General features: G+C 34.9%; 24 protein-coding genes, 2 tRNA genes and 1 pseudogene. 23 read left to right on the top strand and 4 right to left on the bottom strand.

The features are described 5' to 3' along the window. Nucleotides 1–22 precede the first annotated feature (22 nt). On the bottom strand, nucleotides 23–910 hold the full coding sequence (locus JEP40_RS06950; protein ID WP_198622974.1) for a LysR family transcriptional regulator: 888 nt from the start codon (nucleotides 908–910) through the stop codon (nucleotides 23–25). A gap of 89 nt (nucleotides 911–999) precedes the next feature. Between JEP40_RS06950 and JEP40_RS06945 the strand changes: the two genes are divergently transcribed. From JEP40_RS06945 to JEP40_RS06895, 11 genes are all read left to right on the top strand, one after another. Further along, a complete protein-coding gene (locus JEP40_RS06945) occupies nucleotides 1,000–2,370 on the top strand; it encodes an MFS transporter (RefSeq protein ID WP_198622973.1) in 1,371 nt (456 codons plus the stop codon). Continuing rightward, nucleotides 2,360–2,767, top strand: coding sequence for a DUF4440 domain-containing protein (locus tag JEP40_RS06940; RefSeq protein WP_198622972.1), 408 nt, complete (start codon nucleotides 2,360–2,362; stop codon nucleotides 2,765–2,767). The genes JEP40_RS06945 and JEP40_RS06940 overlap by 11 nt, the downstream gene beginning before the upstream one ends. 309 nt (nucleotides 2,768–3,076) lie before the next feature. Continuing rightward, nucleotides 3,077–3,472 carry a tol-pal system-associated acyl-CoA thioesterase gene (gene ybgC / locus JEP40_RS06935; RefSeq protein WP_166541040.1) on the top strand — a complete coding sequence of 132 codons (396 nt, stop codon included), beginning with the start codon at nucleotides 3,077–3,079 and terminating at the stop codon, nucleotides 3,470–3,472. Further along, a complete protein-coding gene (gene tolQ / locus JEP40_RS06930) occupies nucleotides 3,472–4,158 on the top strand; it encodes a Tol-Pal system protein TolQ (RefSeq protein ID WP_198622971.1) in 687 nt (228 codons plus the stop codon). The genes ybgC and tolQ overlap by 1 nt, the downstream gene beginning before the upstream one ends. 22 nt (nucleotides 4,159–4,180) lie before the next feature. Next, complete coding sequence (tolR, locus tag JEP40_RS06925) at nucleotides 4,181–4,606, top strand: colicin uptake protein TolR (RefSeq protein WP_072070589.1); 426 nt, start codon at nucleotides 4,181–4,183, stop codon at nucleotides 4,604–4,606. 27 nt (nucleotides 4,607–4,633) lie between these two features. After that, nucleotides 4,634–5,701 carry a cell envelope integrity protein TolA gene (gene tolA, locus JEP40_RS06920; protein WP_198622970.1) on the top strand — a complete coding sequence of 356 codons (1,068 nt, stop codon included), beginning with the start codon at nucleotides 4,634–4,636 and terminating at the stop codon, nucleotides 5,699–5,701. A 142-nt stretch (nucleotides 5,702–5,843) separates the two neighbouring features. Further along, nucleotides 5,844–7,139: a Tol-Pal system beta propeller repeat protein TolB gene (gene tolB / locus JEP40_RS06915; RefSeq protein WP_023581196.1), complete on the top strand. Its 1,296-nt coding sequence runs from the start codon at nucleotides 5,844–5,846 to the stop codon at nucleotides 7,137–7,139. A 46-nt stretch (nucleotides 7,140–7,185) separates the two neighbouring features. Then, nucleotides 7,186–7,680 carry a peptidoglycan-associated lipoprotein Pal gene (gene pal, locus JEP40_RS06910; protein WP_198622969.1) on the top strand — a complete coding sequence of 165 codons (495 nt, stop codon included), beginning with the start codon at nucleotides 7,186–7,188 and terminating at the stop codon, nucleotides 7,678–7,680. Nucleotides 7,681–7,689: 9 nt separating this feature from the next. Next, on the top strand, nucleotides 7,690–8,457 hold the full coding sequence (gene cpoB / locus JEP40_RS06905) for a cell division protein CpoB (RefSeq protein ID WP_198622968.1): 768 nt from the start codon (nucleotides 7,690–7,692) through the stop codon (nucleotides 8,455–8,457). Between the two features lie 154 nt (nucleotides 8,458–8,611). Further along, nucleotides 8,612–8,687 (top strand) — tRNA-Lys (locus JEP40_RS06900). Between the two features lie 31 nt (nucleotides 8,688–8,718). After that, nucleotides 8,719–8,794, top strand: a tRNA-Lys gene (locus tag JEP40_RS06895). Between the two features lie 172 nt (nucleotides 8,795–8,966). Here JEP40_RS06895 and JEP40_RS06890 read toward each other — a convergent pair. Then, nucleotides 8,967–9,851 carry an aminoglycoside 6-adenylyltransferase gene (locus JEP40_RS06890; RefSeq protein ID WP_198622967.1) on the bottom strand — a complete coding sequence of 295 codons (885 nt, stop codon included), beginning with the start codon at nucleotides 9,849–9,851 and terminating at the stop codon, nucleotides 8,967–8,969. A 251-nt stretch (nucleotides 9,852–10,102) separates the two neighbouring features. Between JEP40_RS06890 and pnuC the strand changes: the two genes are divergently transcribed. Next, nucleotides 10,103–10,831, top strand: coding sequence for a nicotinamide riboside transporter PnuC (pnuC, locus tag JEP40_RS06885; protein ID WP_269814757.1), 729 nt, complete (start codon nucleotides 10,103–10,105; stop codon nucleotides 10,829–10,831). A gap of 245 nt (nucleotides 10,832–11,076) precedes the next feature. Beyond that, entirely contained in the window at nucleotides 11,077–12,135 is a 1,059-nt protein-coding gene (gene aroG, locus JEP40_RS06880) for a 3-deoxy-7-phosphoheptulonate synthase AroG (protein ID WP_198622966.1), read from the top strand. A gap of 74 nt (nucleotides 12,136–12,209) precedes the next feature. On the opposite strand, the gene gpmA is transcribed toward aroG, so the two are convergent. Then, complete coding sequence (gene gpmA / locus JEP40_RS06875) at nucleotides 12,210–12,962, bottom strand: 2,3-diphosphoglycerate-dependent phosphoglycerate mutase (RefSeq protein WP_198622965.1); 753 nt, start codon at nucleotides 12,960–12,962, stop codon at nucleotides 12,210–12,212. 389 nt (nucleotides 12,963–13,351) lie between these two features. Beyond that, nucleotides 13,352–14,818: a molybdate ABC transporter ATP-binding protein ModF gene (gene modF, locus JEP40_RS06870; RefSeq protein ID WP_198622964.1), complete on the bottom strand. Its 1,467-nt coding sequence runs from the start codon at nucleotides 14,816–14,818 to the stop codon at nucleotides 13,352–13,354. Between the two features lie 192 nt (nucleotides 14,819–15,010). Between modF and JEP40_RS19070 the strand changes: the two genes are divergently transcribed. The 10 genes and pseudogenes from JEP40_RS19070 to JEP40_RS06830 all read left to right on the top strand — a co-directional run bounded on the left by JEP40_RS19070 (nucleotide 15,011) and on the right by JEP40_RS06830 (nucleotide 24,299). Continuing rightward, nucleotides 15,011–15,256: a POTRA domain-containing protein gene (locus JEP40_RS19070; protein WP_232799187.1), complete on the top strand. Its 246-nt coding sequence runs from the start codon at nucleotides 15,011–15,013 to the stop codon at nucleotides 15,254–15,256. Nucleotides 15,257–15,265: 9 nt separating this feature from the next. Beyond that, nucleotides 15,266–16,552 carry a ShlB/FhaC/HecB family hemolysin secretion/activation protein gene (locus JEP40_RS06865; RefSeq protein ID WP_332873065.1) on the top strand — a complete coding sequence of 429 codons (1,287 nt, stop codon included), beginning with the start codon at nucleotides 15,266–15,268 and terminating at the stop codon, nucleotides 16,550–16,552. Between the two features lie 14 nt (nucleotides 16,553–16,566). Further along, nucleotides 16,567–21,207: a DUF637 domain-containing protein gene (locus JEP40_RS06860; RefSeq protein WP_232799185.1), complete on the top strand. Its 4,641-nt coding sequence runs from the start codon at nucleotides 16,567–16,569 to the stop codon at nucleotides 21,205–21,207. Nucleotides 21,208–21,498: 291 nt separating this feature from the next. Then, entirely contained in the window at nucleotides 21,499–21,915 is a 417-nt protein-coding gene (locus tag JEP40_RS19060; RefSeq protein ID WP_232799184.1) for a hypothetical protein, read from the top strand. A gap of 3 nt (nucleotides 21,916–21,918) precedes the next feature. Continuing rightward, nucleotides 21,919–22,425, top strand: coding sequence for a contact-dependent growth inhibition system immunity protein (locus tag JEP40_RS06855; RefSeq protein ID WP_198622963.1), 507 nt, complete (start codon nucleotides 21,919–21,921; stop codon nucleotides 22,423–22,425). A 189-nt stretch (nucleotides 22,426–22,614) separates the two neighbouring features. After that, the gene (locus tag JEP40_RS06850) at nucleotides 22,615–22,995 is read left to right on the top strand and encodes a CdiA family toxin C-terminal domain-containing protein (protein WP_198622962.1); all 381 of its coding nucleotides are present in this window, start codon (nucleotides 22,615–22,617) and stop codon (nucleotides 22,993–22,995) included. Between the two features lie 11 nt (nucleotides 22,996–23,006). Beyond that, complete coding sequence (cdiI, locus tag JEP40_RS06845; protein ID WP_049220035.1) at nucleotides 23,007–23,384, top strand: ribonuclease toxin immunity protein CdiI; 378 nt, start codon at nucleotides 23,007–23,009, stop codon at nucleotides 23,382–23,384. Between the two features lie 6 nt (nucleotides 23,385–23,390). Then, nucleotides 23,391–23,531 (top strand): annotated as a pseudogene (locus tag JEP40_RS19185) (contact-dependent growth inhibition system immunity protein); the annotation flags it as partial. 69 nt (nucleotides 23,532–23,600) lie between these two features. Beyond that, nucleotides 23,601–24,122: an SMI1/KNR4 family protein gene (locus tag JEP40_RS06835; RefSeq protein ID WP_198622961.1), complete on the top strand. Its 522-nt coding sequence runs from the start codon at nucleotides 23,601–23,603 to the stop codon at nucleotides 24,120–24,122. 21 nt (nucleotides 24,123–24,143) lie between these two features. Then, nucleotides 24,144–24,299 carry a hypothetical protein gene (locus JEP40_RS06830; protein WP_198623044.1) on the top strand — a complete coding sequence of 52 codons (156 nt, stop codon included), beginning with the start codon at nucleotides 24,144–24,146 and terminating at the stop codon, nucleotides 24,297–24,299. Nucleotides 24,300–24,385: the final 86 nt, after the last annotated feature.

The following is a 24,385-nucleotide window of genomic DNA, read 5'->3' as shown; positions in this document are numbered from 1 at the left end:
AAAATATTCTTATCTTTTTGTTTTATAATTGAATATTCTCTTTTAAGAAATCAATAAATAGGCGTGTTTTTCTTGGAATATGTTCACTATATGGAAAAATAATATTAACGGATTGCGTTAAAAGTGAATATTCAGGAAACAGCACAACCAATTGGTCTTCTAATAACTCTTGACGAATATACCAATGTGGCAAAATAGTCATCCCAGAATGCGCAAGCGCCATCTTTTTTAATGCGGCTATGGTGTTAGTTTCAAAATAGGCATCTTGGGCTAATTGAGAAAGAAGGGTATTAAACTGCGCAGAAATTGAAAGTTTACTTTGGCGCAAATTACTATTTGCTAAATAAGGAATAGCGCTTAAGTCAGTGATGGTTTTTATCGAGAATTTCTGCAATAAATCAGGTGAAATAACTAAACTTATCTCATAACCTGCCAATTTTGTAGAGCGATAATTACTGTCTTTTAATGTGCCAAGACGAACCGCTAAATCAAGTTTATGATTTATTAAGTCCTCAATAGAAGAATTAAAGGCGTACTGTACTTTTAGTTTTGGGTGTAATTGCATAAATTGACTAAGTAACGGCAAAATATAATATTCACCAAATTCAGCCGTTGAACCTAACCGTAATGAACCTTGTAATTCTTGTTGGCCCAACCGCGCTTTATCTAATGTTTGCTCTAACTGAATGAGTACCTGTCGAAAATCTTGATAAAGCATTTCACCTGTCTCTGTCAGTGAGAATCGACGAGTATTACGATTGAGCAGTGAGACATTTAATTCTGTTTCTAACGCTTTGATATGAATACTTACCATCGATTTACTTAAGCGTAAATATTTTGCTGCTTGAGTAAAAGATCCTGTATCAACAACAGCAATAAAAGAGCGAATTCGATCAATTTGATTTTGCATGATTGTTTACTCTGATTAAACAATAAGTTCTATTTTGTCAGATAGACGAAATTCGTCAATCTTCCGTACTCTATGTGCGGAGGATTTTTATGACTTACCGTTATCGTATTGCATCTATATTTCTGCTGGGCTTTTTTATAGATTGTATTAATATTTTTATGTCAGCTATTGCATTACCTGCTATTGCTGATGATATGCAGATCTCTATCGTTTCCGTCACGTGGGTTTCAAATAGCTATATCTTAGGATTAACATTAATTATTCCATTAAGCCATTGGCTATCTGAACGTTTTGGTATTAAGGCATTGATGGTGACATCAATGTTAATGTTTAGTGTGTCTGTGGCTTTGGTGGGATATTCCCACTCTTTTAGTGAACTTATTTTCTGGCGTTTTGTTCAAGGCGTGAGTGGTGGATTATTGATCCCAATTGGGCAAGCGTTAACTTTTCAATATTTTCAAGGGCATGAAAGAAGTAAAATTTCAACATTGATTATGGCAATAGCCCTGATAGCTCCAGCAATATCCCCAACCCTAGGCGGATTTATTGTTGATGTCGTTTCTTGGCGTTGGGTATTTTATAGCAATATTCCATTTTCCTTACTGACGGCATTTCTCGCTTTTATCTGGGTAAAAGAGCCTTTGCCTAAAGAAAATACCATACCTGATATTAAAGGCATTATTCTTATTAGTTTGATTATCGTTTTTGGATTATTTGCTTTATCGGCTTATGGTGAGTATCACTCAACATTACTTGCATTAATCATAGCGATATTATCGGCCTGTTTTGCAATACTTTATTATTATCATTATCGACATCATGCATCGCCTGTTATTAATTTGGCACTATTAAAAAATAGAAACTTATCACTCTCTATTTTTATTTATTACTGTATTCCTGGTGTCTTTACTGGGGTAAATATTCTCGCTATTTTCTATTTACAACAATATTTAAAATTCACAGCTCAAGGTACAGGTATTTTTATGCTGCTGTATGCATTAGGTGCCTTTATTTCAATGACAATAAGCGGTGCGCTTTATAATAAATTAGGTATGAAACGCTTATTTATTTTTGCTTTATTATTGCACAGTGTTGGCATTGCCTTATTAACATTTGTGAATAGTAATACAGATGTTCTACTGTTAATTGTCGCTTATTTAGTTATTGGGGTTGGCGGAGGAATAGGTGCAAACACGGCACAAACAACAGCATTATATGATTTTAGTTCACAAAAATTAGTTCAAGCGAGTGTTATCTGGAATATTAATAGACAAGTCGTTTTTAGTATCGGTGCAACACTTGTTGCTATGCTATTTAATATTCTTTCTCTTTTTTGTTTACCACAAACAGCTTATAGCATGACGTTTTTAATATGCGCTTTAATTGGCGTATTGCCTCTGACCTTATTATTTACGTTGAAAAAGAAAACTATTACACAGGAAATACAAGATGAATCTTAATACCGATTTAATTATCGAAAGCATTAAATCTTTGCATGATGAGATTGAAGCTGTTTTTACACAATTTCCACTTTCTGTTGATGCAATAACTAAGATAGAAAATCTTTTATCTAGTGAATTTTCGATGGTCGGGATCAACGGAAAAGCAGTGAGTTATGATGATGTTATTGCAATGTTCAGACAAAATGCAGGGAAAAGAAATGGTCTGAAAATAAAAACGGATGATTATAAAATAATTTATCAATCAGATTGTTTGGTGGTTGTCAGATATCGAGAAACCCACACTGAAAATGAGAAAATTCTTATACGAGAGTCGGTGGCGTTATTGAGACGCAATTCTCATGAAATGGATTGGCAGTGGCACTACCTTCATGAGACTCCAATCATAAATAATTAATTGATTTATATGAAAAACCAGTTTTTTAGCTGGTTTTTTCTGCCATTAAAAATAATACTAATAAATAAGGCAATCTATGAATTTCTAATTAGCAAGCATTTTTATGCTGCCTTAATGAAAATATTTTTTGTATTCAGAGCACAAAGCATATTGCGTGTTGCAAAGAAGAGTTTATGATTGGCGCCTGAAAACTGTGTTTTCTATTCTTTACGTTACTATGATTCCCTTAGAGCTACCTCTTAAGTATAGTTAAGTGACTTATAGCTTAATTATTTATGGACTTAACTCGGAAAATGTAAGGAAGATATTATGCAGTTTCTTTGGCCTGTTCGTGTTTATTATGAAGATACTGATGCCGGTGGTGTGGTCTATCACGCCAGCTATCTAAAATATTTTGAACGCGCTCGAACAGAATTACTCAGAGAAAAAGGTTTTCATCAGCATGATTTACGGGAGTATGATCATGTTGTATTTGTTGTACGTAAATTATCAATAGAATATATTGCACCCGCTCGACTTGATGAGCTTTTACAAGTAGAAAGTGAAATTACCACATTACGTGGTGCCTCAATGACATTTTCTCAAAAGCTTATTAATCAAGATGGTTGTGTTTTGTGTAGCGCAGATGTGCTCGTTGTCTGCGTAGATTCATTAAAAATGAAGCCTGTAGCGCTTCCTAAGTCCATTATCGCGGAGTTTAAGTAGTGGCTGACATGAATGTTATCGATCTCTTTCTAAAAGCAGGGCTTTTAGTTAAGTTGATCATGTTGATTTTAATCGGATTTTCTATTGCATCTTGGGCGATTATTATTCAGCGAACCAAAGTTCTGAATGCCGCCGATCGTGAAGCCGCAGATTTTGAAGATAAATTCTGGTCAGGTACTGACTTGGCTCGTTTATATAAAGAGAGCCAAGCTCGTCGTGATGAATTATCAGGCTCTGAGCAAATTTTTCATTCCGGTTTTAAAGAGTTTGCTCGTTTACACCAAGCAAGCGTTCATGCGCCTGATGCGGTTGTTAATGGTGCATCAAGAGCAATGCGTGTCTCTTTTAATCGTGAATTAGAATCACTAGAAACTCACATTCCTTTCCTAGGTACTGTTGGTTCTATCAGCCCATATATTGGTCTGTTTGGTACAGTATGGGGGATTATGCATGCATTTATTGCATTAGGTAGTGTTAAACAAGCAACATTACAAATGGTCGCACCCGGCATTGCTGAAGCGTTGATTGCAACAGCTATCGGTTTATTTGCGGCGATCCCCGCAGTTATGGCTTATAACCGGTTTACGCAGCGTGTAACTAAACTGGAACAAAGTTACGATAACTTTATGGAAGAGTTCCTGACGATTTTACATCGCCAAGCTTTTGCCTCAGCAGAAAAGAAATAGTTAACGCAGAAGGAGATAGCTGATGGCACGAGGTCGCAGTAACCGCCGAGGCGTAAAGTCAGAGATTAACATTGTTCCTTTGCTTGACGTATTGTTAGTACTTTTGCTTATTTTTATGGCAACAGCACCTATCATTTCGCAAAGTGTTGAAGTTGATCTTCCTGAAGCAACAGATACACAAACTGTTTCAACTAGTGATAATCCCCCGGTGATTGTCGAGGTTGCAGGAATTGGGCAATATAATATTCGAGTTGATCAAGAAGTATTAGAATTATTGCCTCAAGAACAGATTATGGCTGAAGCTAAACGACAATTGGAAAAAAATCCGAAAGTTATATTTCTGATTGGCGGTGCTAAAGATGTTCCTTATGATGAGATAATTAAAGCTCTCAACATGTTACGTCAAGCAGGTGTTAAATCTGTAGGTTTAATGACTCAGCCTATGTAATAGGTTGAAATAAGTTTGGATAATAGCGTGGGAAAGAAGACGAAGCCAATCCGAAGTAAATTGAGCCGTTCAGTTATCTTGTCTACTGCCTTGCATTTGCTTGTTATCGCATTGCTTATCTGGGGGTCATTAACTCAGAAGTGGGATTTAGGTGGTGGCGGTGGTGAAGACGGGCAAGTTATTGATGCTATTATGGTCGATCCTAATGCTGTAGTACAACAGTATAACCAGCAAAAAGCGCAACAAGCTAACGTCCAAAAAGCAGAGCAAGAACGTAAAGCGCGAGCTGAGCAACAAGAAGAAGAGTTGCGTCAGCAGCAAATGAAAGAACAAGAACGTTTGAAGACATTAGAAATTGAACGTTTACAAGCAAAAGAGGCAGCAGAAGCTCAAAAACGAGAAGCTACGTTAGCTGCCACTAAAGCGAAAGAAGAACAAAAAGTGGCAGAAGAAGCGGCTGCACAAGCGAAAGCAGAGCGTGATCGCATCTTAAAAGAACAAGCGGATGCTAAAAAACAAGCAGAAGCTGAAGCGAAAAAACAAGCTGAATTAGTCGCGAAGCAAAAAGCAGAAGAAGCTAAAGCGAAAGCAGAGGCAGATGCAAAAGCGAAAGCTGAAGCAGATGCTAAAGCAAAAGCCGAAGCAGATGCTAAAGCAAAAGCAGCCGCAGAGGCTAAAGCCAAAGCTGCCGCAGAAGCTAAAGCGAAAGCAGCTGCTCAGCAGCAGAGTAAAGCCGTTGATAGTTTACTTGATGGTTTAATGGCTGATGGTAATAAACAAAGTGGAGCCTCTGCAGCAGGGCAAGGTGGTGGAAATCGCACTGGTGCAAATGGTGAAGGTGTAGATCGCTATAAAGGCCAACTGAAAGTTGCAATAGAACAGAAGTTCATTGATCCAGAGTTATACAAAGGTAAAACTTGTGAACTAAGAATTAGTATTGCACCTGATGGGATGTTAATTAATGCGAAGATTTCCGGTGGTGATCCTGCATTATGCCAAGTGGCATTACGTGCAGCGAATACTGCTAAATTACCTAAACCACCAAAAGATGTTTATGAACAAGTAAAATCATCGACAATTGAGTTTAAGCCATAAAACTGTCTGATAGTAGGAAAACATACACTAATTTATAGCTATTTTAGAATGTTATTGATGTGTTGTATGGTGTTGTTGAAAAGCGTTTGTTACTATTCTGTGCGTTATTGCGTAATAACCGCAATAATAAAAGGGAGACATGATGAAGCAGGCATTAAATGTTATCTTCGGACTTTTAATTTTATGCGTAACCACTCTGGCTAACGCTGAAGTTCGAATTGAAATTACACAAGGGGTGAATACTGCACGCCCTATCGGTGTCGTTCCTTTTAAATGGGAAGGCACTGGTCAAATGCCAGAAGATATCGCTGGTGTGATTGCAGCTGATTTACGTAATAGCGGAAAGTTTAATCCTATTGATGTGTCACGTATACCTCAACAGCCGGTCACGGCTTCTGAAGTTCAACCTGCACTATGGACCGCATTAGGGATTGATTCTGTTGTTGTTGGACGCGTACAACCGTCAGCAGATGGCCAATATTTAGTAAGCTATCAGTTAGTTGACGTTGCTGGCTCTCCAGGCGCAGTTTTATCTCAAAGTGAGTTTAAAGTTCCATCTAAATGGCTACGTTATTCTGCACACACTGCCAGTGATGAAGTATTTGAAAAACTGACAGGTATTCGTGGCGCATTCCGTACACGTATTGCTTATGTTGTTGTGACTAACGGTGGCGCATATCCTTATGAATTGCGCGTTTCTGACTATGATGGATTTAACCAAGATCGTGTTTATCGTTCATCACAGCCATTAATGTCACCAGCATGGTCACCAGATGGTGCTAAACTGGCTTATGTAACTTTTGAAAGTGGTCAATCTGCTTTAGTGGTACAAACATTAGCAACAGGTGAAATTCGCCAAATTGCATCATTCCCAAGACATAATGGTGCACCTTCATTTTCACCAGATGGCTCTAAACTTGCCTTTGCTCTTTCTAAGAGTGGTAGCTTAAATCTATATGTTATGGATTTAGCAAGTGGGAATATGACACAGGTAACCAATGGTAGAAGCAATAATACTGAGCCAAATTGGATGCCAGATGGACAAACCTTAGTCTATACTTCAGATCAAGGTGGACGTCCACAAATATACAAAGTTAATATTAACGGTGGAACGCCAGAGCGTATTACGTGGGAAGGTAAACAAAACCAAAATCCTGCGGTAAGCCCAGATGGTAGTTTCTTAGTTATGGTGAGTTCTGAAAGCGGTAGGCAACATATCGCTAAGCAGGATCTGGAAACGAATTCCGTACAATATCTAACAGATACGTTTCTGGATGAAACGCCAAGCATCGCGCCTAACGGCACAATGGTTATTTATAGCTCTACACAAGGCTTAGGCACCATTTTGCAGCTAGTATCGACTGATGGACGTTTCAAAGCGCGTCTTCCGGCGACTGATGGTCAGGTTAAATCACCTGCCTGGTCACCGTTTATGTGATGCATAAAAATTATGTATGGCAAACAAAATAAAGGAACAAATAGAGATGCAATTAAACAAAGTGTTTAAAGGGTTGATGTTAGCATTACCACTCGTTGCTGTTGCAGCATGTAGCTCAAACAAAAACGAAGATCAAACTGATACAAGCAATGTACCCGTTGTTGAACAAGGTCCTACTGCTGAAGAATTAGCACGTCAGCAATTAGAACAACTGAAACAACAAAACATCGTTTACTTCGGTTTTGACAAATATGACATTAGCTCAGACTACGCTAACCTGTTAGATGCACACGCTGCATTCCTACGTGCTAACCCTTCAGTACGTATCACTGTAGAAGGTCACGCTGACGAACGCGGTACTCCAGAATACAACATCGCTCTGGGCGAACGTCGTGCTAACGCTGTGAAAATGTACCTACAAGGTAAAGGCGTATCTGCTGATCAACTGTCAATCGTATCTTTCGGTAAAGAAAAACCAGCTGTACTGGGTCATGACGAAGCCGCTTATGCGAAAAACCGTCGTGCAGTACTGGATTACTAAGAGAACGGCATGAACAACAGTAACTTCAGACCTTTCTTGATGAGTCTGTTGTTACTGGTTGGCGTAGCGGCTCCTGTAGCCGCTATTGCCCAAGCGCCAATCAGTAATATCGGTTCAGGTTCGACCGATGAACGACTCGCCCAACTTGAGCGTTTTTCAAATGCTCATAGCCAGCTTTTGACCCAATTACAGCAACAACTTGCTGATTCTCAGCGTGATATTGATATGTTACGTGGTCAAATTCAGGAAAACCAATACCAGCTAAATCAAGTTGTCGAACGCCAACGCAATATCTATCAACAATTAGATAGCCTTGGTGGCGGAGCTTCCACACCAACAGAAGCCACACAATCTGATAATGCTACTTCTTCAACACCTTCTGCTACAACTAATTCTGGGCAAGGTGATGAGAAGGCCGATTATAATGCAGCAATTGATATCGTATTGAATTCAAAAGATTACGATAAGGCAATTGTTGAATTAAACAACTTTATCAATAACTATCCGAAGTCTAGCTATCAATCAAATGCACATTTTTGGTTGGGTCAGATGTATTACTTAAAAGGTAATAAGGATCAGGCAGCAAGTACATTTGCTATTGTTGTTAAAAACTATCCGAAATCTCAAAAAGCAAGTGAAGCCTTTTATAAAATTGGCCTGATCATGCAAGAGAAAGGGCAAAAGGATAATGCTAAAGCTATTTATCAACAAGTGATTAAGCAATATCCAAATAGTGCGGGCGCTAAATTAGCGCAAAAGCAGTTAGCAGCACTCTAATTATTGACCCCGTAATGTAAAATATTGCATTTTCGGGGTTAAATGATTGTTTTTTAAACGCTTGATTGTTTTTTTGAAAAAAAACATTGCACAAAAACATTAAATCAGTATTATTACCCGCCGTTGCCACAGAGAATGTGGCGGATTCGAAAAAGGGTCGTTAGCTCAGTCGGTAGAGCAGTTGACTTTTAATCAATTGGTCGGGCGTTCGAATCGCCCACGACCCACCATTTTCGAATACCAATCCGTTTTTATTGAAATGGGTCGTTAGCTCAGTCGGTAGAGCAGTTGACTTTTAATCAATTGGTCGGGCGTTCGAATCGCCCACGACCCACCATTTCAAACTCCTCCTTGATTATTTACCATCGTTTTAATGCCTCGCTAGATTATCAATTAATGTCTCTCCAATTATCTTCTGATAACACTACCTAATCACCAGATTGAGTAATTACGATAGTTTTCTCAAAATTGAAAAAACTACCTCGCTTTAATTAAAAATCACGTTGAAATCAGTAATGGCAAATAATTGATGACGTAATTTGGGTATATTCATTTTCAGTCAAAAATTCATTGTCAATGAGCCAATTACTCACTAGCTCTTGGGTTTTTTTTGCGGTATCAAGGGAATAATCGAGCCGTTGTGATGCATCAATAAAAAAAGCCATCATAATCGAAAGGGCTGCAGCTGATTCATAAGGTGTACTCATTGCAAGTGTACTTTCTAATGAGCGTAAAGAATAAAATTTAGGTAACCACTCTTTTAGGTTTTTCCCTTGATACCAAACATCTTGTATTGATGTACTCAGCGCAACTTGTTCAAGCAACGCGATTAGCCATTCACGCATATCGTTCATGCGATAGTTAGCAAACCAAAATTCATGGCGTAAAATAGCTATAGCGACCTGTGACGCTTCAAACCAGAATTCTTGAGCATTATTGTAAGCTTGCTCTTTGGTGAGCGTAGGTGGCGTTATAGTGCTAATTTCAGGAAGTCCGTCACATAAACCTGTTTTATCAAGTAAGATTTGGTATCCACGCTGGTAAACTGGGCTAAGGCCCTCTGTTTTCATGTTAAAAATACGTTCAGGCTCTGCCATCATAATGTCCAGTTTGCGACCTTGAGCCAAAACATGTAGGTAGATAGGCCAAAACTTACCTTTAGGATCTTCACACTCCAATTGTAAGCTGACAAGGCCATCACCAAATTGTGATAGCCAATGTTGGTTTTTTGCGAGCTCTGTCGCGCCATAACCGATAAGCTCTATATCAATATCAGAATAACTGTCTATCTTTTTATTACGCCCTAATGATCCTGTCAGTATCACAGCTTCAATTCTAGGATCAAGGAGAGCAAAAGATAGTGTGCGATCGATTAAGCGTGTTGTTGGCTCCATATTTCTCTCTAATAATTAAAAGGTATAAAATTATTTGTCGTTTTTATTGTTTAAAGCGTAAATCAGAATAATTTGTTTACTGTGTAAAACATTTTTTTGTTATGTTTATAGCTCAGCAATACAATGTTTAGTATTGAAAACTAAGTACCATTATAAATATGAATTTATAATATATCTTTACTACTTTGCAAAGATGTCGCAATAACCCATATTTTCTTTGTTTTTTTCTATGATTAAGTCGGGGTTGTAAAATGGATGTCATGAGTTGGTTTAGTATCAATAATATTTTAGTCAACATTCCTCTGGGGCAGGGTGGGTACCCACTTTCGTGGATTGAAGCTGTGGGCACAATAGCAGGTCTCTTGTGTATATGGCTTGCAAGTCAGGAAAAAATTATTAATTACTTATTTGGACTCATTAATGTCACCTTATTTGCCATTATCTTTTTCCAAATTCAGTTATATGCGAGCCTATTGCTTCAAATTTTCTTCTTTGCTGCCAATATTTATGGATGGTATGCATGGAGTAGAGTAAATGACTTTGAGCAAGCTGAATTAAGAATTCGTTGGTTAAAACCAAGCCATCGCCTCCTTTTAATTATTGCTTCAATTGCTGCTATTGTCGCTTTGACCTTTAATATTGATGCTGTATTTGGTTATTTAGCCGTTGTTGCAGTTGATATATTAAATATTTTTGGTGCAAATTTAGCTACGCCAATTCTTGAACCTGATGCTTACCCATTCTGGGACTCTACAATGACCGTCCTTTCGATTGTGGCAATGATTTTAATGACACGTAAATTAGTTGAAAACTGGCTAGTTTGGTCAGTGATCAACGTGATTAGTGTCGTTATATTTTACAAGCAAGGTGTTTATGCCATGTCGGTTGAATATATTATTTTATTGGCCATCGCTATTAACGGTTCTCGTTTGTGGATCAAAACAGCAAAACGCTCTAGCAAAAATAATTATCTCTCCTAATAAAAAAGGCTGGTAGAGTTATCTTTCTCTCCAGCCTTACTATTCATTGTTTTTATTCTTATCTTTAACGCAATTTTGAATCATTATTTTGCTTAAATACGCTATTTCCATCTTTGACGATTTTTTAGAAAGGTGACTATAGATGCTTTAGGGTGAAAGAGTGTTTACAGATAGAAAACGAATGGTTAGATTGGGAAAGCAATAATAACATTGACTAGATAACATAAAAGAGTGGATACACGGGAATGAATTATCAAAATGATGACCTTAAAATAACACAAATTAATGAACTTTTACCGCCTGTTGCTTTATTGGAAAAGTTTCCAGCGACTGATAATGCGGCTTTTACAGTTCGTCATGCCCGTGAAGCTATTCATCAAATCCTGGCTGGAAAAGATGATCGTCTATTAGTGGTAATTGGACCTTGTTCTATTCATGATCCAAAAGCTGCGATGGAGTATGCACAACGTTTAAGCCTCATTCGGGAAGAGCTTAAAGATAAACTTGAAATCGTGATGCGGGTTTATTTTGAAAAACCACGTACAACAGTGGGTTGGAAAGGTTTAATTAACGATCCTCATATGGATCATACCTTTGATATTAATGAAGGTTTACGTATTGCCCGTAATCTTTTATTAACCATCAATGATAGTGGCTTGCCAACTGCTGGTGAGTTCTTAGATATGATAACGCCTCAATATGTTGCTGATTTAATGAGTTGGGGTGCAATTGGTGCACGGACGACAGAGTCTCAAGTACACCGTGAGCTGTCATCTGGTCTATCTTGTCCGGTTGGTTTTAAAAATGGTACAGATGGAACAATTAAAGTTGCTATTGATGCAATCAATGCGGCCGGATCGCCACACTGTTTTCTTTCTGTCACTAAATGGGGTCATTCAGCCATTGTGCGCACAGCAGGTAATGGTGATTGCCATATTATTTTGCGTGGTGGTAAAGAGCCAAATTACAGCGCTGAACATGTCGCAGCGGTAAAAGAAGGGCTTAAAAAAGCAGGTTTACCACAAAATGTTATGGTAGATTTCAGTCACGCCAATAGTTGCAAGAAATTTGAGAAACAAATGGAAGTTGGTGCTGATATTTGCCAACAAATTAGTTCAGGTGAAAAAGCATTAATCGGCGTTATGATTGAAAGCCATTTAGTGGAAGGTAGCCAGTCATTAGAAAGCGGTGAACCTTTGGTTTACGGTAAGAGTATCACCGATGCCTGTATTGGTTGGGACGATACTGAAACGCTGTTACGTCAATTAGCAGATGCGGTTGTAGCTCGTCGTAATAAAGCGTAATAATTAAATTTAGAATATAAAAAATGCCACTTTTGAAGTGGCATTTTTTTATGTAATTCAAAATAAATGTAAAATTATTTTGCTTTACCTTGGTTAGCAACAGCGGCTGCTTTTGCTGCGATTTCGTCAGCATTACCTAAGTAGTAACGTTTGATCGGTTTCATATTTTCATCAAATTCGTAAACTAAAGGCACAGCTGTTGGAATATTCAGCTCAAGAATTTCATCTTCACCCATGTTGTCTAGGTATTTAACCAGAGCACGTAGTGAGTTACCGTGAGCTGCAATAATAACTTTCTCACCAGAAGCAACACGTGGTTTAATCACTTCTTCCCAGTATGGTGTTACACGATCGATAGTTAATGCTAGGCTTTCTGTTAATGGCAGTTCTGCCGCAGTTAAAGATGCATAACGAGGATCTTTACCTGGGAAACGTTCATCATCTTTAGTTAATTCTGGTGGAGTGATAGCAAAACCACGACGCCATTGCTTAACTTGTTCGTCACCGTATTTTTCAGCAGTTTCAGCTTTGTTTAAGCCTTGCAGTGCACCGTAATGACGTTCGTTTAATTTCCAGCATTTTTCAACTGGCAGCCATTGTTGATCAACTTGATCAAGAATGTTCCACAGGGTGTGAATTGCGCGTTTCAGAACAGAAGTATATGCATAGTCAAAAACGAAACCTTCCGCTTTCAGCAGTTTACCTGCTTCTTGCGCTTCATTACGGCCTTTTTCGGACAACTCAACGTCAGTCCAGCCTGTAAAACGGTTTTCTTTGTTCCATACACTTTCACCGTGTCGAACTAGCACAAGCTTAGTTACTGCCATAGTTTAGACTCCTATAATTACTTTCTTAATATAAGTTTAAAATTAGCACTTCAATCATTATATGGATCATCGACAAGAACGCCAAACATAAGTGACAAAACAAGAGGGATTAAGTCAAAAATATCGTTTGTTCGATGAATTATTGCACAGTTGTCACACCTTTTGCTTAATCGTTCAAGCTATTAATCTAGCGGGATCGGCGTAAAAAAACAAAATATCCATTTTGTATGAAAAATAGACGAAAATAGCGTCTGTAAAAAAGACACATTTTTCATTTATTATTGTTCGAATAACAAGCAAAAAAGTGTCGGTTTAAATAAAAAAGTAAAGCTAAGTTTACCGTTAATTTCTAAAATCATTGCCCTGATTATGACAGTAAAAATCAACATTTAACAAATTTCTTGCTGGTAACGATAAATTTCGCCTTTTTTAATAAATGTCAATCGATGAGTAATACACGATGGCGCATCTTCTTGATGATGGCTCACAAATAAAAGTTGCGTATTACTGTGGCTTATCATGATATCAATAAAACGTTGGACTAAGAGCCGATTCGTTGTATCTAATCCTTGCAGTGGTTCATCAAGAATGAGCAAAGTAGGGTGCTTAACTAAGGCTCTAACAATTAACACTAAGCGTTGCTGGCCCCAAGATAAGGCATGAAATGGATGGTTAGCATGTGCGGTTAAGCCAATTAACGCTAACCATTCATCAGCGAGTTTAAGTTGCTTATCTGTAATCGCTTGATAAATACCAATAGAGTCATGAAAACCTGAAATAATGACATTCTTTACTGTTGAAGAAACTCGATAACTCTGATGCAGGGCATTACTGACATAGCCAATATGGCGTTTAATTTCCCATATTGTTTCACCACTTCCTCTTTTGCGACCAAATAGTGTTAAGTCATTGCTGTAACCTTGAGGATGATCACCTGTAATTAAACTCAATAATGTCGATTTCCCTGCACCATTAGGGCCTAAAATTTGCCAATGCTGTTGAGGCTTTACTTCCCAGCTTAAATGGTGAAGAACAGGTTTGTCGTTATAGCTCACTACACCATCTTTTAGCACAATAGGGGAAAGTGTCGGTGATAATTGAGGTATGGCATCCGGTGTATCTTGTTCAGGTAATGTGAGATTTTCCAGTGTTTCACTGTGAGATAATTGCCCTATTACAGAATCAGACAAAACCTGTTCTTTCTCACCGTTGGCGACTAATTCGCAATTAATTAGTAGACCTGCATACTGAATAAAATCAGGAATATCATTAAAACGATTTAAAATAAGTACGATAGTCAGATTTTGTTGATGTAATAGCGTTAATAACTCATTTAAAGCGTGCCGAGAATCAACATCCAATCCATCAAAAGGCTCATCTAAAATGATTAAATCAGGTTTATTCATTAAAAGCTGAATAAGTAATATTTTCCGAGACTCACCAGTAGAAAGATATTTAAACCGTCTTGATAGCAAGTATTCAACGCCAAATTGTTTAGCTAATAAAAAGCACCTATCATCATCTTTTACCTGCATTTGGATAACTTGAGCTACGGTTAAGCCAGTGTCTTCTTCACCTTCACTTAATAAATCTGTGTTATTACGACGCCACTCTTCTTCAATCATTTTTTGTAGTTTTTCAAAAGAGAGACTAATTGGACGAGAAAATGTATTGATAAACTCACCAGAGAGCAAGATACCTTCTTGGCATAATGCATTTGCTAAGGTGGTTTTGCCACTTCCATTACTGCCTACAAATGCCCAACATTCACCTTCATTTATGGCTAAATTATCAATTTGTAAACAGAGTTTATCGCTTAAGCGAAATTGTGTTTTGTTGAGTTGCAAGTGTTTCATTATTATTAGCCTTATTTTTTTAATGTAAGCTAAGCACAAGTTAAGTATCTAGCAATATAGGGTTAATAGAAACTTGTCAATAATTGTTGAGAGAACTTTTCCTAAATCCTTATACATCTACTATTTAATGATAATCTTTAAAATACGCTTCTTATGTAAATATATAAACATCTCTTTAAGGATGATTTATATATGCTTAAATTTAAAAAAATTAACCTATTCTACCTTGTACTTTTACTCTTTAGTAAAAATAGTTTTTCTTTGAATAATGAAAATGTAAACAGTAATTGCTTTCTTATTGATAAGATTGATCTTAAAGGAAGTAATCTATTAGATTATAGAAGTAAATCTAAAATAATTTCACCGTATCTACAACAGTGTCTAACATTAAATGAGATACAAAAGATAGCTGAATCAATTACTAATAATTATATTTAAAAAGGTTATATCACCTCGCAAGCGATTATTCCAGAGCAATACCTTTCTGATCATAGATTAGTAATAAAGGTAATTGAAGGCAGAATAAAAGATATTGTTATTGATGATGTTCCCTCTAAATTAGTTGATATTATTTTTCCCTCTTTTAAAGGGAAAGTTTTAAATCTACGAGATTTAGAACATGGCTTAGAACAACTAAATCGGTTACCAACAGCACAATATACCTTGGATATTAAACCAAACGATAATGTGGGATATTCATCTGTAAGCATTAATCGAAAATTTAAAAAGTTTCCTTTAAAAAATCAATTAACAATTGATAATTCAGGAGCAGAAACAACAGGAAAAATCTTACTGACTAACACTACAACAATAGATTCTTTATTTGGCTTAGGTGAACAGTGGATTTTTTCACTAAAAACAAATACAGATTTTCTTCGTGAACACTATTCTCGTTCTTATTTTGCAAGTGTGAATATTCCTTATGGTTATTGGTTTTATCAATACCAGTTATTTCACAGTGCCTCATCTTATTTCTTCCAAAATAATCAGAAATATAGTTATAAAAATAAAAATAGAGATCAACAATTTGATATTAGTCGTTTAGTCTATCGTGATAATAAACAACGAATAACTCTAAAAGGAACGTTAAAACATAAGAAAGCTAAAACACAATTGGCACAACAAAAATTATTAATAAATAGCCCTACATTAACTTCTTTATCATTTAGTCCTGAATATAATTTAAGTATCCATAATGGATATTTTAGCATTAATCCAATTGCCGAGTTTGGAATTTCTCTTTTTGGTGCGACACCTGATTATATTGCTGATAATTCACCTCGTAGTCATTATAGAAAATTGAGTTTAAATTTAAGTTATCAATATTTATTGACTGATCAGTTTTCCTATCTCTCTTCATTTCATAGTCAATATACGCCTGATAATCTTTATGGCTCAGAAAAAATAGCAATAGATGGAATAAAAGCTGTTCGTGGGTATAAAGAAAAAAATTTTAATGCTAATAGCGGATTTTATTGGCGTAATGAAATAAATATATCACCAATAACTTCTTCTTTAGGAAAGTGGAATTTTATTTTTGCACTTGATTATGGGGCCGTTAATTCAGATAAATATGAAACAAAAAAGGATAGCATAATTGGCAGTGCAATAGGCGCTTCTTTCTATCATTCCTTTTTTTCTTTTCAGATGCTAATTAATAAGCCTGTGTTTTATCCCGCCTCATTAAAGCCAGATTACTGGTCTTTTTATTGGTCCATTTCTTTTGCTATTTAAAATTTGGAGTTTTTATGTACGAAAAGGATATTTCTCGGAAACAGCGTTTAATTAGTTATAGTATTATTTATTTAACCGCTATTTATCCATTACATCCCGCTTGGAGTTCTACTATTACTCCAGCCGATAAAACGATAAAAATAAGTCAGCAAAATAAAGTTCCTATTATTAATATTTCAACACCCAATGATATTGGTATTTCTCATAATAAGTTTCATTCGTTCAATATTAGCAAACAAGGTGTTGTACTTAATAATGCAATAACATCTGTTAATACACAATTAGCCAAACAAGTGAATGCGAATACCCAGTTAAAAGGTAATACAGCTAATTTAATTATTAATGAAGTGGTGGGAAATGGACGCTCACAGTTATTAGGTAAATTAGAAGTTGCAGGACAACAAGCAGATGTTTTAATAGCCAATCCAAATGGCATTACGTGTGATGGTTGTTCGTTTATTAATACCCCTGCCATTACGCTAACAACAGGAAAACCTCTTTTTGGCCCTCAAGGTGCCTATTCGGCAATAGAAGTGAAAAAAGGCAGTGTTGTTATTGGCACGCAAGGTATAGATCTCCAAGCTCAGAATTATGCCGATATTATTAGTCGTAGTATTGAGTTAAATGGAAAAATTAACGCCAAAACACTCTCTTTGATGCAAGGGAATAACCGTATTGATTTTGATAAAGGAACAGTAAATAGCATTAATGGTGAAGGTGTTAAACCCACACTTTCTATTGATACGAAAGCGCTAGGTGGAATGTATGCCAATCAAATTCGTCTAGTCAGTACAGAAAAAGGTGTTGGTGTTAATTTAAGTAATATTCAGACAAATCAAAATAGTGTGAATTTAACCGTTGATGGAAAAATTATCTTTAATGGTAATATTCAATCTGATCAAAATATTAATGTTAGCAGTAAAGCGCTACAAATTAATAGTAATGCAAAGTTAAAAGCGAAAAGGGATATTACTTTAGCAACGAATACGCTGACTAATCATAGTGAAATTATCTCAGAAAAAGATATGCGTTTATTTGTAGATAAACTCACTAATAAAGGTGAAAAGGCACTTATTCAAGTAAAAGATAATTTATGGATACAGAAAAATGCCAAAGGTGAGCCAAGTAGTTTAATTGAAAATCAATCAGCTACGATAAAAACAGAAAAGGGTGATTTGATTATTCGAACCAAGAAATTGGTTAATACGTCTTTAAATGAATTGCCAATTTTTTCAAATGTTGAAGCAAACTCTATTGCTAGCAGACGTTTTGTTGCATCATATTGGGGAAGTAGCCAAGGTGTTGTTTCTATAAATACATATTATCCTGAATTGGAAAATTTTCCATATAAAAAATGGTTTGGTTATCTGGATTTAACAAGTACGGATATTATTAATACTGAAAGGTATAAATATAAGTATGATAATTTTATAGGATATATAGATTCAGGAAAAAATATTTATATTAATGCTAATGAATTGGTTAATAGATTAGGTGTGATACGTAGTAATGAAAATACTATATTAACAGGGAATAATGCTATAATTTCAAATTTAGGATCTGGAGAATTTAATTTATGGTATAGATATAAGACTACGTATGATCATTTAGGGATATATGTAGATGAAGAAGATGATGAAAGTGATTACGATATTCTTTATATAAGAGAACCATTGAAGTTTGAGTTAGTCAATAAGTTTTACTCTTGGTTACCTGATAGAAATAATAATTCAACAATATCATCAAAAAATAATTTAATTCTAGATTTTAAAAATAGTATTAATATAGAAACAACCTCCCCATCTAAATATTCACCAATAAAAAAATTAATAAATAAGTTACACTCAAGTTATAATATTTCAGCTAATAATATACTGCTTAATTCTGATTTTATTAATATATCTTCAGATGTCAAATCAAATAATGATCTATCTATTATCTCTAGTGGAGAGATTATAGTAAAAGATGCACATCTCTCATCTGAAAATTCATTAAGCTTAATTTCAAATAAAAATATAGCGCTTAATCAAGTAGATTTAACAGCAAAAGATGGTGTTGTTCTTGCTAAGAATGGAAATATTAATTATACATTAAATCCTATTTCTGCATTTAATGAAAATAATGTTTTAATCCCTCCTGTTATTAATGTTTCTAATTCTATTTTATTTCAATCTGGAGGGGGTGTTACTTTTAATAATATTGAGGTTAATAATGCTAACTCTTTAAATTTAATTTCATCTGGTGATATAAAAATCCAGAGAGATGAATCAGAACTTTTTAAAATATTACCATATTTTCATTTATATACTAAAGAGCCTGCATTATTCAAAACGGAAAGCTGGAAAACGCGAGGTGATATTACATTTACGGCTGGTAAAGATATTATTAGTCAAGGAATAAAATATCACAGCGATAAAGGAATAACCTTTAATGCAGGGCAGGATATTTTCCTTGCCTCAAAATCAATAAAAGAAGCCGATCCTTTTTTCAGTGATATTCATTACCCCCAACTACAATCTAAATTATTTTCAGATAATAACCTTATTTTAAATGCCGCGCGTGATATTGATTTAAGTTCAACAGTATTAAATTCAAAAGATAAAGTCATTGTATTAGCGGGTAGAAATATAAAACTGGGTGCAAATGCTTATTCCGCCATCAAAGATCCCCACGAAGATGCTCAAGACATTCAATATGTCACCACATCCATTATAGGAAATAAAGGCATTTCTATTGCGTCATCAGGTGCATTAATAACAGAAGGAAGCTCACTCAAATCAGAGGGGGATATTACGATATCCAGTGGTGGTAATATTCAATTGGGATCAGTAAGAACACATTTTCGTAAAGAGTCGGGTTCAGAGTTAGAAGAACTTCGTAAACAAGTCAGTACTGAAATTAATAGCGGTAATCATCTAACACTATTATCTGAGGGCAGTATTTTATTTCAGGCGTCAAATTTAACTGCCAATAAAAAGATGGATATTGCTGCTAAAGGTGGATTTCTTTATGCACAGGCAATGGAAGAATTTAGTTACTATGAAGAAGAAAAGAAAAAATGTAATTGGTGGACACTGTGTGCGACTAAAAAGAAATATACCAAAACATTTAATAACACAACGAATAAAGTTACCGAGTTTATTGCTAGTGACGATATTAATTTAATTGCTAAAGATGATATCACTTTAGAAGCAACTAAAATTGATACAGCAAAAAATGCCAAGCTAACAAGTAAAACAGGAAAAATTAATTTTAACGCAGTAAAAAATACTGCCTTTAAACAAGTTATTACCAATTCAAAAGATATTTATATCACTCAACGTAATCAGGGGTACATAAAAGGAACGTGGGTATTACCTGAACTCTATATTGGCGGAAAACTGACTATTGATGCCCCTAAAGGTATATCTGCTGATATTAAAGCTCAAAAAGGACAATCACTAGAACAAGCATTAACCGCTTTAAGTAACACTCCAGAATATGCATGGCTTAAAGATCTTCAACATCATCAAAACGTTAATTGGAATTTAGTTAAAGATACCTATTCTGATTGGGATGATAAAACAAAACAATTAAATCCTGTTGTCGGTGCCATTATTGCTATCGCAGTAGGGGTTGCCACTTACGGTACTGCAACAGCGGCAACCGTTGGTGGAATGGCAAGCAAAGCAACCATTGCGGCAGGTGCTTCAGCAAGCGTGGCTTCAACGGCATCAGTTGCAGCACAAGCAGGTTTTGCCTCTTTAGTTTCGCAAGCGGCGGTCTCTTTAGCTGAAAACCAAGGCAATATCTCTAAAACACTTGAATCACTGGGGCGTAGCGACACGGTCAAGTCAGTGGTGACGAGTATGGTGGTTGCGGGGGCACTTCAGGGTCTTGACCAATTTATGGGTTGGGATCAGGCAATCCAAGGTGGAACATTACCTTCAACAGGCAAGTTACTTGCGACCGATAGCGCAACATGGAATCAAGTTGCACAACGCGTAGCCTCTCATTCAGTCGTTAGTTCAACATTGGGTACTGCCATTCAAGGTGGCAGTTTTATTGAAAATTTTAAAACGGCGCTATTAAGCAATATCGGTAGTCAGCTTCATGCCGAAGGCGCCAATTTAATTGGTAATAATGGCGCTGTATTAGGTCATGCAGGAAAGGTTTTAAGTCATTCGGTAGTAGCAGGTGTTAGTGCAGAAATTGCGGGAGGTAGTGTAACAGGTGCAGTAGCTGGTGCCTTGGCTACAGAGATAGCGGCAATATCGCTCAACGATAATTTAGTTAAGACAGAACAGTGGAGAGAACAGCAAGCTCAAAGAAGTCGTCTAGTTGGTGCTTTTGCTGGCTTACTAGCAACAGGTAAAGCGGAGGGGGTTATTAGTGCTGCTAATTCAGCAGAGTTAGTAGAACGTTATAATCGACAACTTCATTTAGAAGAAACAAATGCAATTAATAAATTAGCAAATGGAGATAAAAATAAATTAGAGCGCTTATTAGCTTCTTCTTGCCGAAAAGTTTATTGCATTGCTCAGGAATCATTAGATTCATCTGAAAGGAATTATTATGAATCATTAATGAAAAAATACCCATATACACATGTAGAAGATTCATTACTTTCAGATTATTGGATTACAAAAGAGAGAACAAGAATAGGTGGAAACTAACCACTATTTAGTGGTTATGAAAAAATTAAATTATTTACTTACACTGAAGCCGATAAATTAACAGATAGTGAAACATTTTCAAGAAATCAATGGATTGAAAATGCGAGTAAGTTTACTGGATGGGATAAAAAAACACTTGAAAACTTAACTTCAGTAATTGCAATAGGTGCGTCAATAACTAGGCGTAATGGTAATAGGATTTATGGTCCTATAAGTTTTAATGCCAATAAAACGCAGTTTATACCAATAAATGATATTTATTTTATTGACAAATCAGGAAATAAAATCACAATGAAATGGATGTATCAAGGTACAATAGTAGAGCAAGGAATGACATTTGAGAATTACATTGGTCTATCAAATAAACGGCTTACACGATTACATCTTAATGCTAAAACTTTCGACTATTATGATGATAGGACAGATGAATACATTAGTGTAAAGACATTAAATACCCAAACAGCCTCAAGGATTAAAAATCCAAAATCAATAGAAAACACATTAAATACATATATTTCAACTATAGATAAATATAGTGGTGATCAAAAAGGGCTAATAAGAATTTCACCAAAACAAATTAAACAGAAAATATTGGAATTAGGTGTTCCTGAAAGAACAAACAAAGAACAATGGGATGCTATTAATGATTCTATTAAAAATGCATCTTCAAAAAATATAAAAGTTAACATCACTATTATTGAGGAATAATTAATGCTTTTATCTAAAAAAAATGAACTAGAGGCAAGTGTTTACTACAATGGTGATTACTATATTTTAGTCACCTTTTCTGGATGCTCAATTTATATAATTGATTTAAAAAAAGGCTATAAGGTTTTACCTAATGATATTATTGATGACGAATTAGGTTATTATGCCAAACTCGCTCTGATTAAAAGTGAACAAATAAAAGGAAATTCAGATAAGTTTCATCAAATGTATAATGATAAAAAAACTTATCAAGACTGGATAAAAAAAATTGTCAAAGAGTATGGTTATAAAAATAAAACAGCTCTATTTGAAAATATGAATTTGTGTAGTTTAAGTGTTGTAGGTAATGAAATTATCATTAGACCTCAAAATCATTTACGTATGGATCATTGGGTAGGTGAGGGAATATCTGATAGTGCAATTATTACATTAAAAACCAATTGTAGTGATGAGGTTTTAGGTGCTTCAATAAAAAAAGCTTTTACACGTTGTATTAGCAGTAGAGTTTAAATGGATATTAAATAAAATCACCTTATACTAATTATGGGGAAGGTGATTTTTTATTATCTATAAGATATTATTTTCGCTATATAGATAAAAATAATAATAATCCAAATAGGTATCATTGTAAAAATAAAATATAAATTATTTTTATAGAGGTGAATGTTAAAATAAAAAACAAATTTATTTTCTCGGAAAATGGAAATTTCAGGAGTTATTAATGCTAATGTATTTTATAATGTTGTAAAGAATAAAAATTTAAAAATTATAAAACAGATCTCAACAAGTGTGCGAGGGATAATGTATATTGAATATAAAATACCTGCGAAGCATCCCAAAACTGGAGAAATAACTCATTATAAAGGTAATGGTGCTCAACCTTTTAAAAAAACAATTTATGATCCCAAGATTTTTTCTGACCAAAAAATACTTGAATTAGGTCAAAAAGCGGCAGCTAATGAGTATAAGAATGCGTTAGATAAAAATTTGCAATCCTATGATGCAATGTCAGAAGGCATAACTTTTAGAGTATATTTAGATAAAGAAACAAAGATGGTTACTAATTTCCATCCTAAGTAGGAGCATTATTGATGAAATATTTATTTGAATTACCCTATGAAAAGAGTGAGCCTAATTGGACTATAAAAAGTTATTTTGATCTTATATATAATGATGGTTGTTTTTTAGATGCTGTTTCTAATATTGTACAAAAAGAATCTTTTGTCCTCGATGGAATATATTGCTTTTTTCCAGATATGAATAGCGCTGATGTATCTGATCATTTTTTAGGTGTTAAGTTTGGAATAGGATATCCTCTAACAGATAAAGATATTGTTATTGTAAGCGAAGATACTTGTTATCAATTTATTAGATTGTCTTGTGAAAAATATTTGTTAATGCATCCTGAAGATAAGATAAAAATTAAAATGATACTATCAAAAAATAGATTAAATCACGTTAGTTTATAAATAAAAAACCATTTACGTATGGATCATTGGGTAGGTGAGGGAATATCTGATAGTGCAATTATTACATTAAAAACCAATTGTAGTGATGAGGTTTTAGGTGCTTCAATAAAAAAAGCTTTTACACGTTGTATTAGTCGTAAAATTTAAATGGATACTAAGTAAAATTACCTTATGCTAATTATGGGTAAGGTGATTTTTCATTATATGAATTTATCTATGAATAATAATCAATTAATAAATTATTTACATACTGTCTATCCAGAGCTCCCTATCAATATTCATAAAATAAAGGGGTATTCTGATAATGAGATGAAAAAAATTGAACGTCTTTATGATATTAAAGTAACTGATCAACTTTATGATTTTTTGAATTATATAGGGCGTTGTAGTGGAGATTTTTTTGGGGATGATCCTCTCATTTTTTACAAAGAATGGTTTATACGAGGGCATGTTTTATTCCAATACGGCTTAAGAGAGGAGTTATATAATCTAGAGTTGTGGGATATGTTAGAGCAAAAGCCATTTTTTATTTCAATAGAATCAGAAACTCAATATTATTTTCTATTAACATACTCAGATCAGCCTAACTTAGTTTATCATTATGATGAAAATGAAGATAAGGTAAGAGCATTAGATAAGAATTTTAATGAATATCTAGGACATATAATTAGCTCTTATAACGAAAGCTTTATAACTCCTACACCAGTTTATTTTTCGGGTGATTTGTTGAGATTATAAAAAAATTAGCTTTGATATTGAGTGCAAATCACAAATAACATCTTACGTATGGATCATTGGGTCGGTAAGGGAATACCTGATAGTGCAATTATTACATTAAAAAGCAATTGTAGTGATGAGGTTTTAGGTGACTCAATAAAAGAAGCATTTACGCGTTGTATTAGTCGAAAAGTTTAAATGTATTATTTCTACTGATATTACTAAATAATTATTCTAAGAAATAGAACTAATTAGTATTAGCAATATATAGTTATTTTCTGCCA

Source organism: Proteus vulgaris, from assembly GCF_016239305.1.
Taxonomy (GTDB): Bacteria; Pseudomonadota; Gammaproteobacteria; order Enterobacterales; family Enterobacteriaceae; genus Proteus; species Proteus vulgaris_C.
This window is presented reverse-complemented; position numbering and strand designations above follow the sequence as displayed.

What these genes read in the sequence shown, in the direction of transcription:
- JEP40_RS06950 (WP_198622974.1), bottom strand. Translation starts at nt 910, where the DNA reads ATGCAAAATCAAATTGATCGAATTCGCTCTTTTATTGCTGTTGTTGAT.
- JEP40_RS06945 (WP_198622973.1), top strand. Translation starts at nt 1,000, where the DNA reads ATGACTTACCGTTATCGTATTGCATCTATATTTCTGCTGGGCTTTTTT.
- JEP40_RS06940 (WP_198622972.1), top strand. Translation starts at nt 2,360, where the DNA reads ATGAATCTTAATACCGATTTAATTATCGAAAGCATTAAATCTTTGCAT.
- ybgC (WP_166541040.1), top strand. Translation starts at nt 3,077, where the DNA reads ATGCAGTTTCTTTGGCCTGTTCGTGTTTATTATGAAGATACTGATGCC.
- tolR (WP_072070589.1), top strand. Translation starts at nt 4,181, where the DNA reads ATGGCACGAGGTCGCAGTAACCGCCGAGGCGTAAAGTCAGAGATTAAC.
- tolB (WP_023581196.1), top strand. Translation starts at nt 5,844, where the DNA reads ATGAAGCAGGCATTAAATGTTATCTTCGGACTTTTAATTTTATGCGTA.
- pal (WP_198622969.1), top strand. Translation starts at nt 7,186, where the DNA reads ATGCAATTAAACAAAGTGTTTAAAGGGTTGATGTTAGCATTACCACTC.
- cpoB (WP_198622968.1), top strand. Translation starts at nt 7,690, where the DNA reads ATGAACAACAGTAACTTCAGACCTTTCTTGATGAGTCTGTTGTTACTG.
- JEP40_RS06890 (WP_198622967.1), bottom strand. Translation starts at nt 9,851, where the DNA reads ATGGAGCCAACAACACGCTTAATCGATCGCACACTATCTTTTGCTCTC.
- pnuC (WP_269814757.1), top strand. Translation starts at nt 10,103, where the DNA reads ATGGATGTCATGAGTTGGTTTAGTATCAATAATATTTTAGTCAACATT.
- aroG (WP_198622966.1), top strand. Translation starts at nt 11,077, where the DNA reads ATGAATTATCAAAATGATGACCTTAAAATAACACAAATTAATGAACTT.
- gpmA (WP_198622965.1), bottom strand. Translation starts at nt 12,962, where the DNA reads ATGGCAGTAACTAAGCTTGTGCTAGTTCGACACGGTGAAAGTGTATGG.
- modF (WP_198622964.1), bottom strand. Translation starts at nt 14,818, where the DNA reads ATGAAACACTTGCAACTCAACAAAACACAATTTCGCTTAAGCGATAAA.
- JEP40_RS19070 (WP_232799187.1), top strand. Translation starts at nt 15,011, where the DNA reads ATGCTTAAATTTAAAAAAATTAACCTATTCTACCTTGTACTTTTACTC.
- JEP40_RS06860 (WP_232799185.1), top strand. Translation starts at nt 16,567, where the DNA reads ATGTACGAAAAGGATATTTCTCGGAAACAGCGTTTAATTAGTTATAGT.
- JEP40_RS19060 (WP_232799184.1), top strand. Translation starts at nt 21,499, where the DNA reads ATGAAATGGATGTATCAAGGTACAATAGTAGAGCAAGGAATGACATTT.
- JEP40_RS06855 (WP_198622963.1), top strand. Translation starts at nt 21,919, where the DNA reads ATGCTTTTATCTAAAAAAAATGAACTAGAGGCAAGTGTTTACTACAAT.
- JEP40_RS06850 (WP_198622962.1), top strand. Translation starts at nt 22,615, where the DNA reads ATGGAAATTTCAGGAGTTATTAATGCTAATGTATTTTATAATGTTGTA.
- cdiI (WP_049220035.1), top strand. Translation starts at nt 23,007, where the DNA reads ATGAAATATTTATTTGAATTACCCTATGAAAAGAGTGAGCCTAATTGG.
- JEP40_RS06835 (WP_198622961.1), top strand. Translation starts at nt 23,601, where the DNA reads ATGAATAATAATCAATTAATAAATTATTTACATACTGTCTATCCAGAG.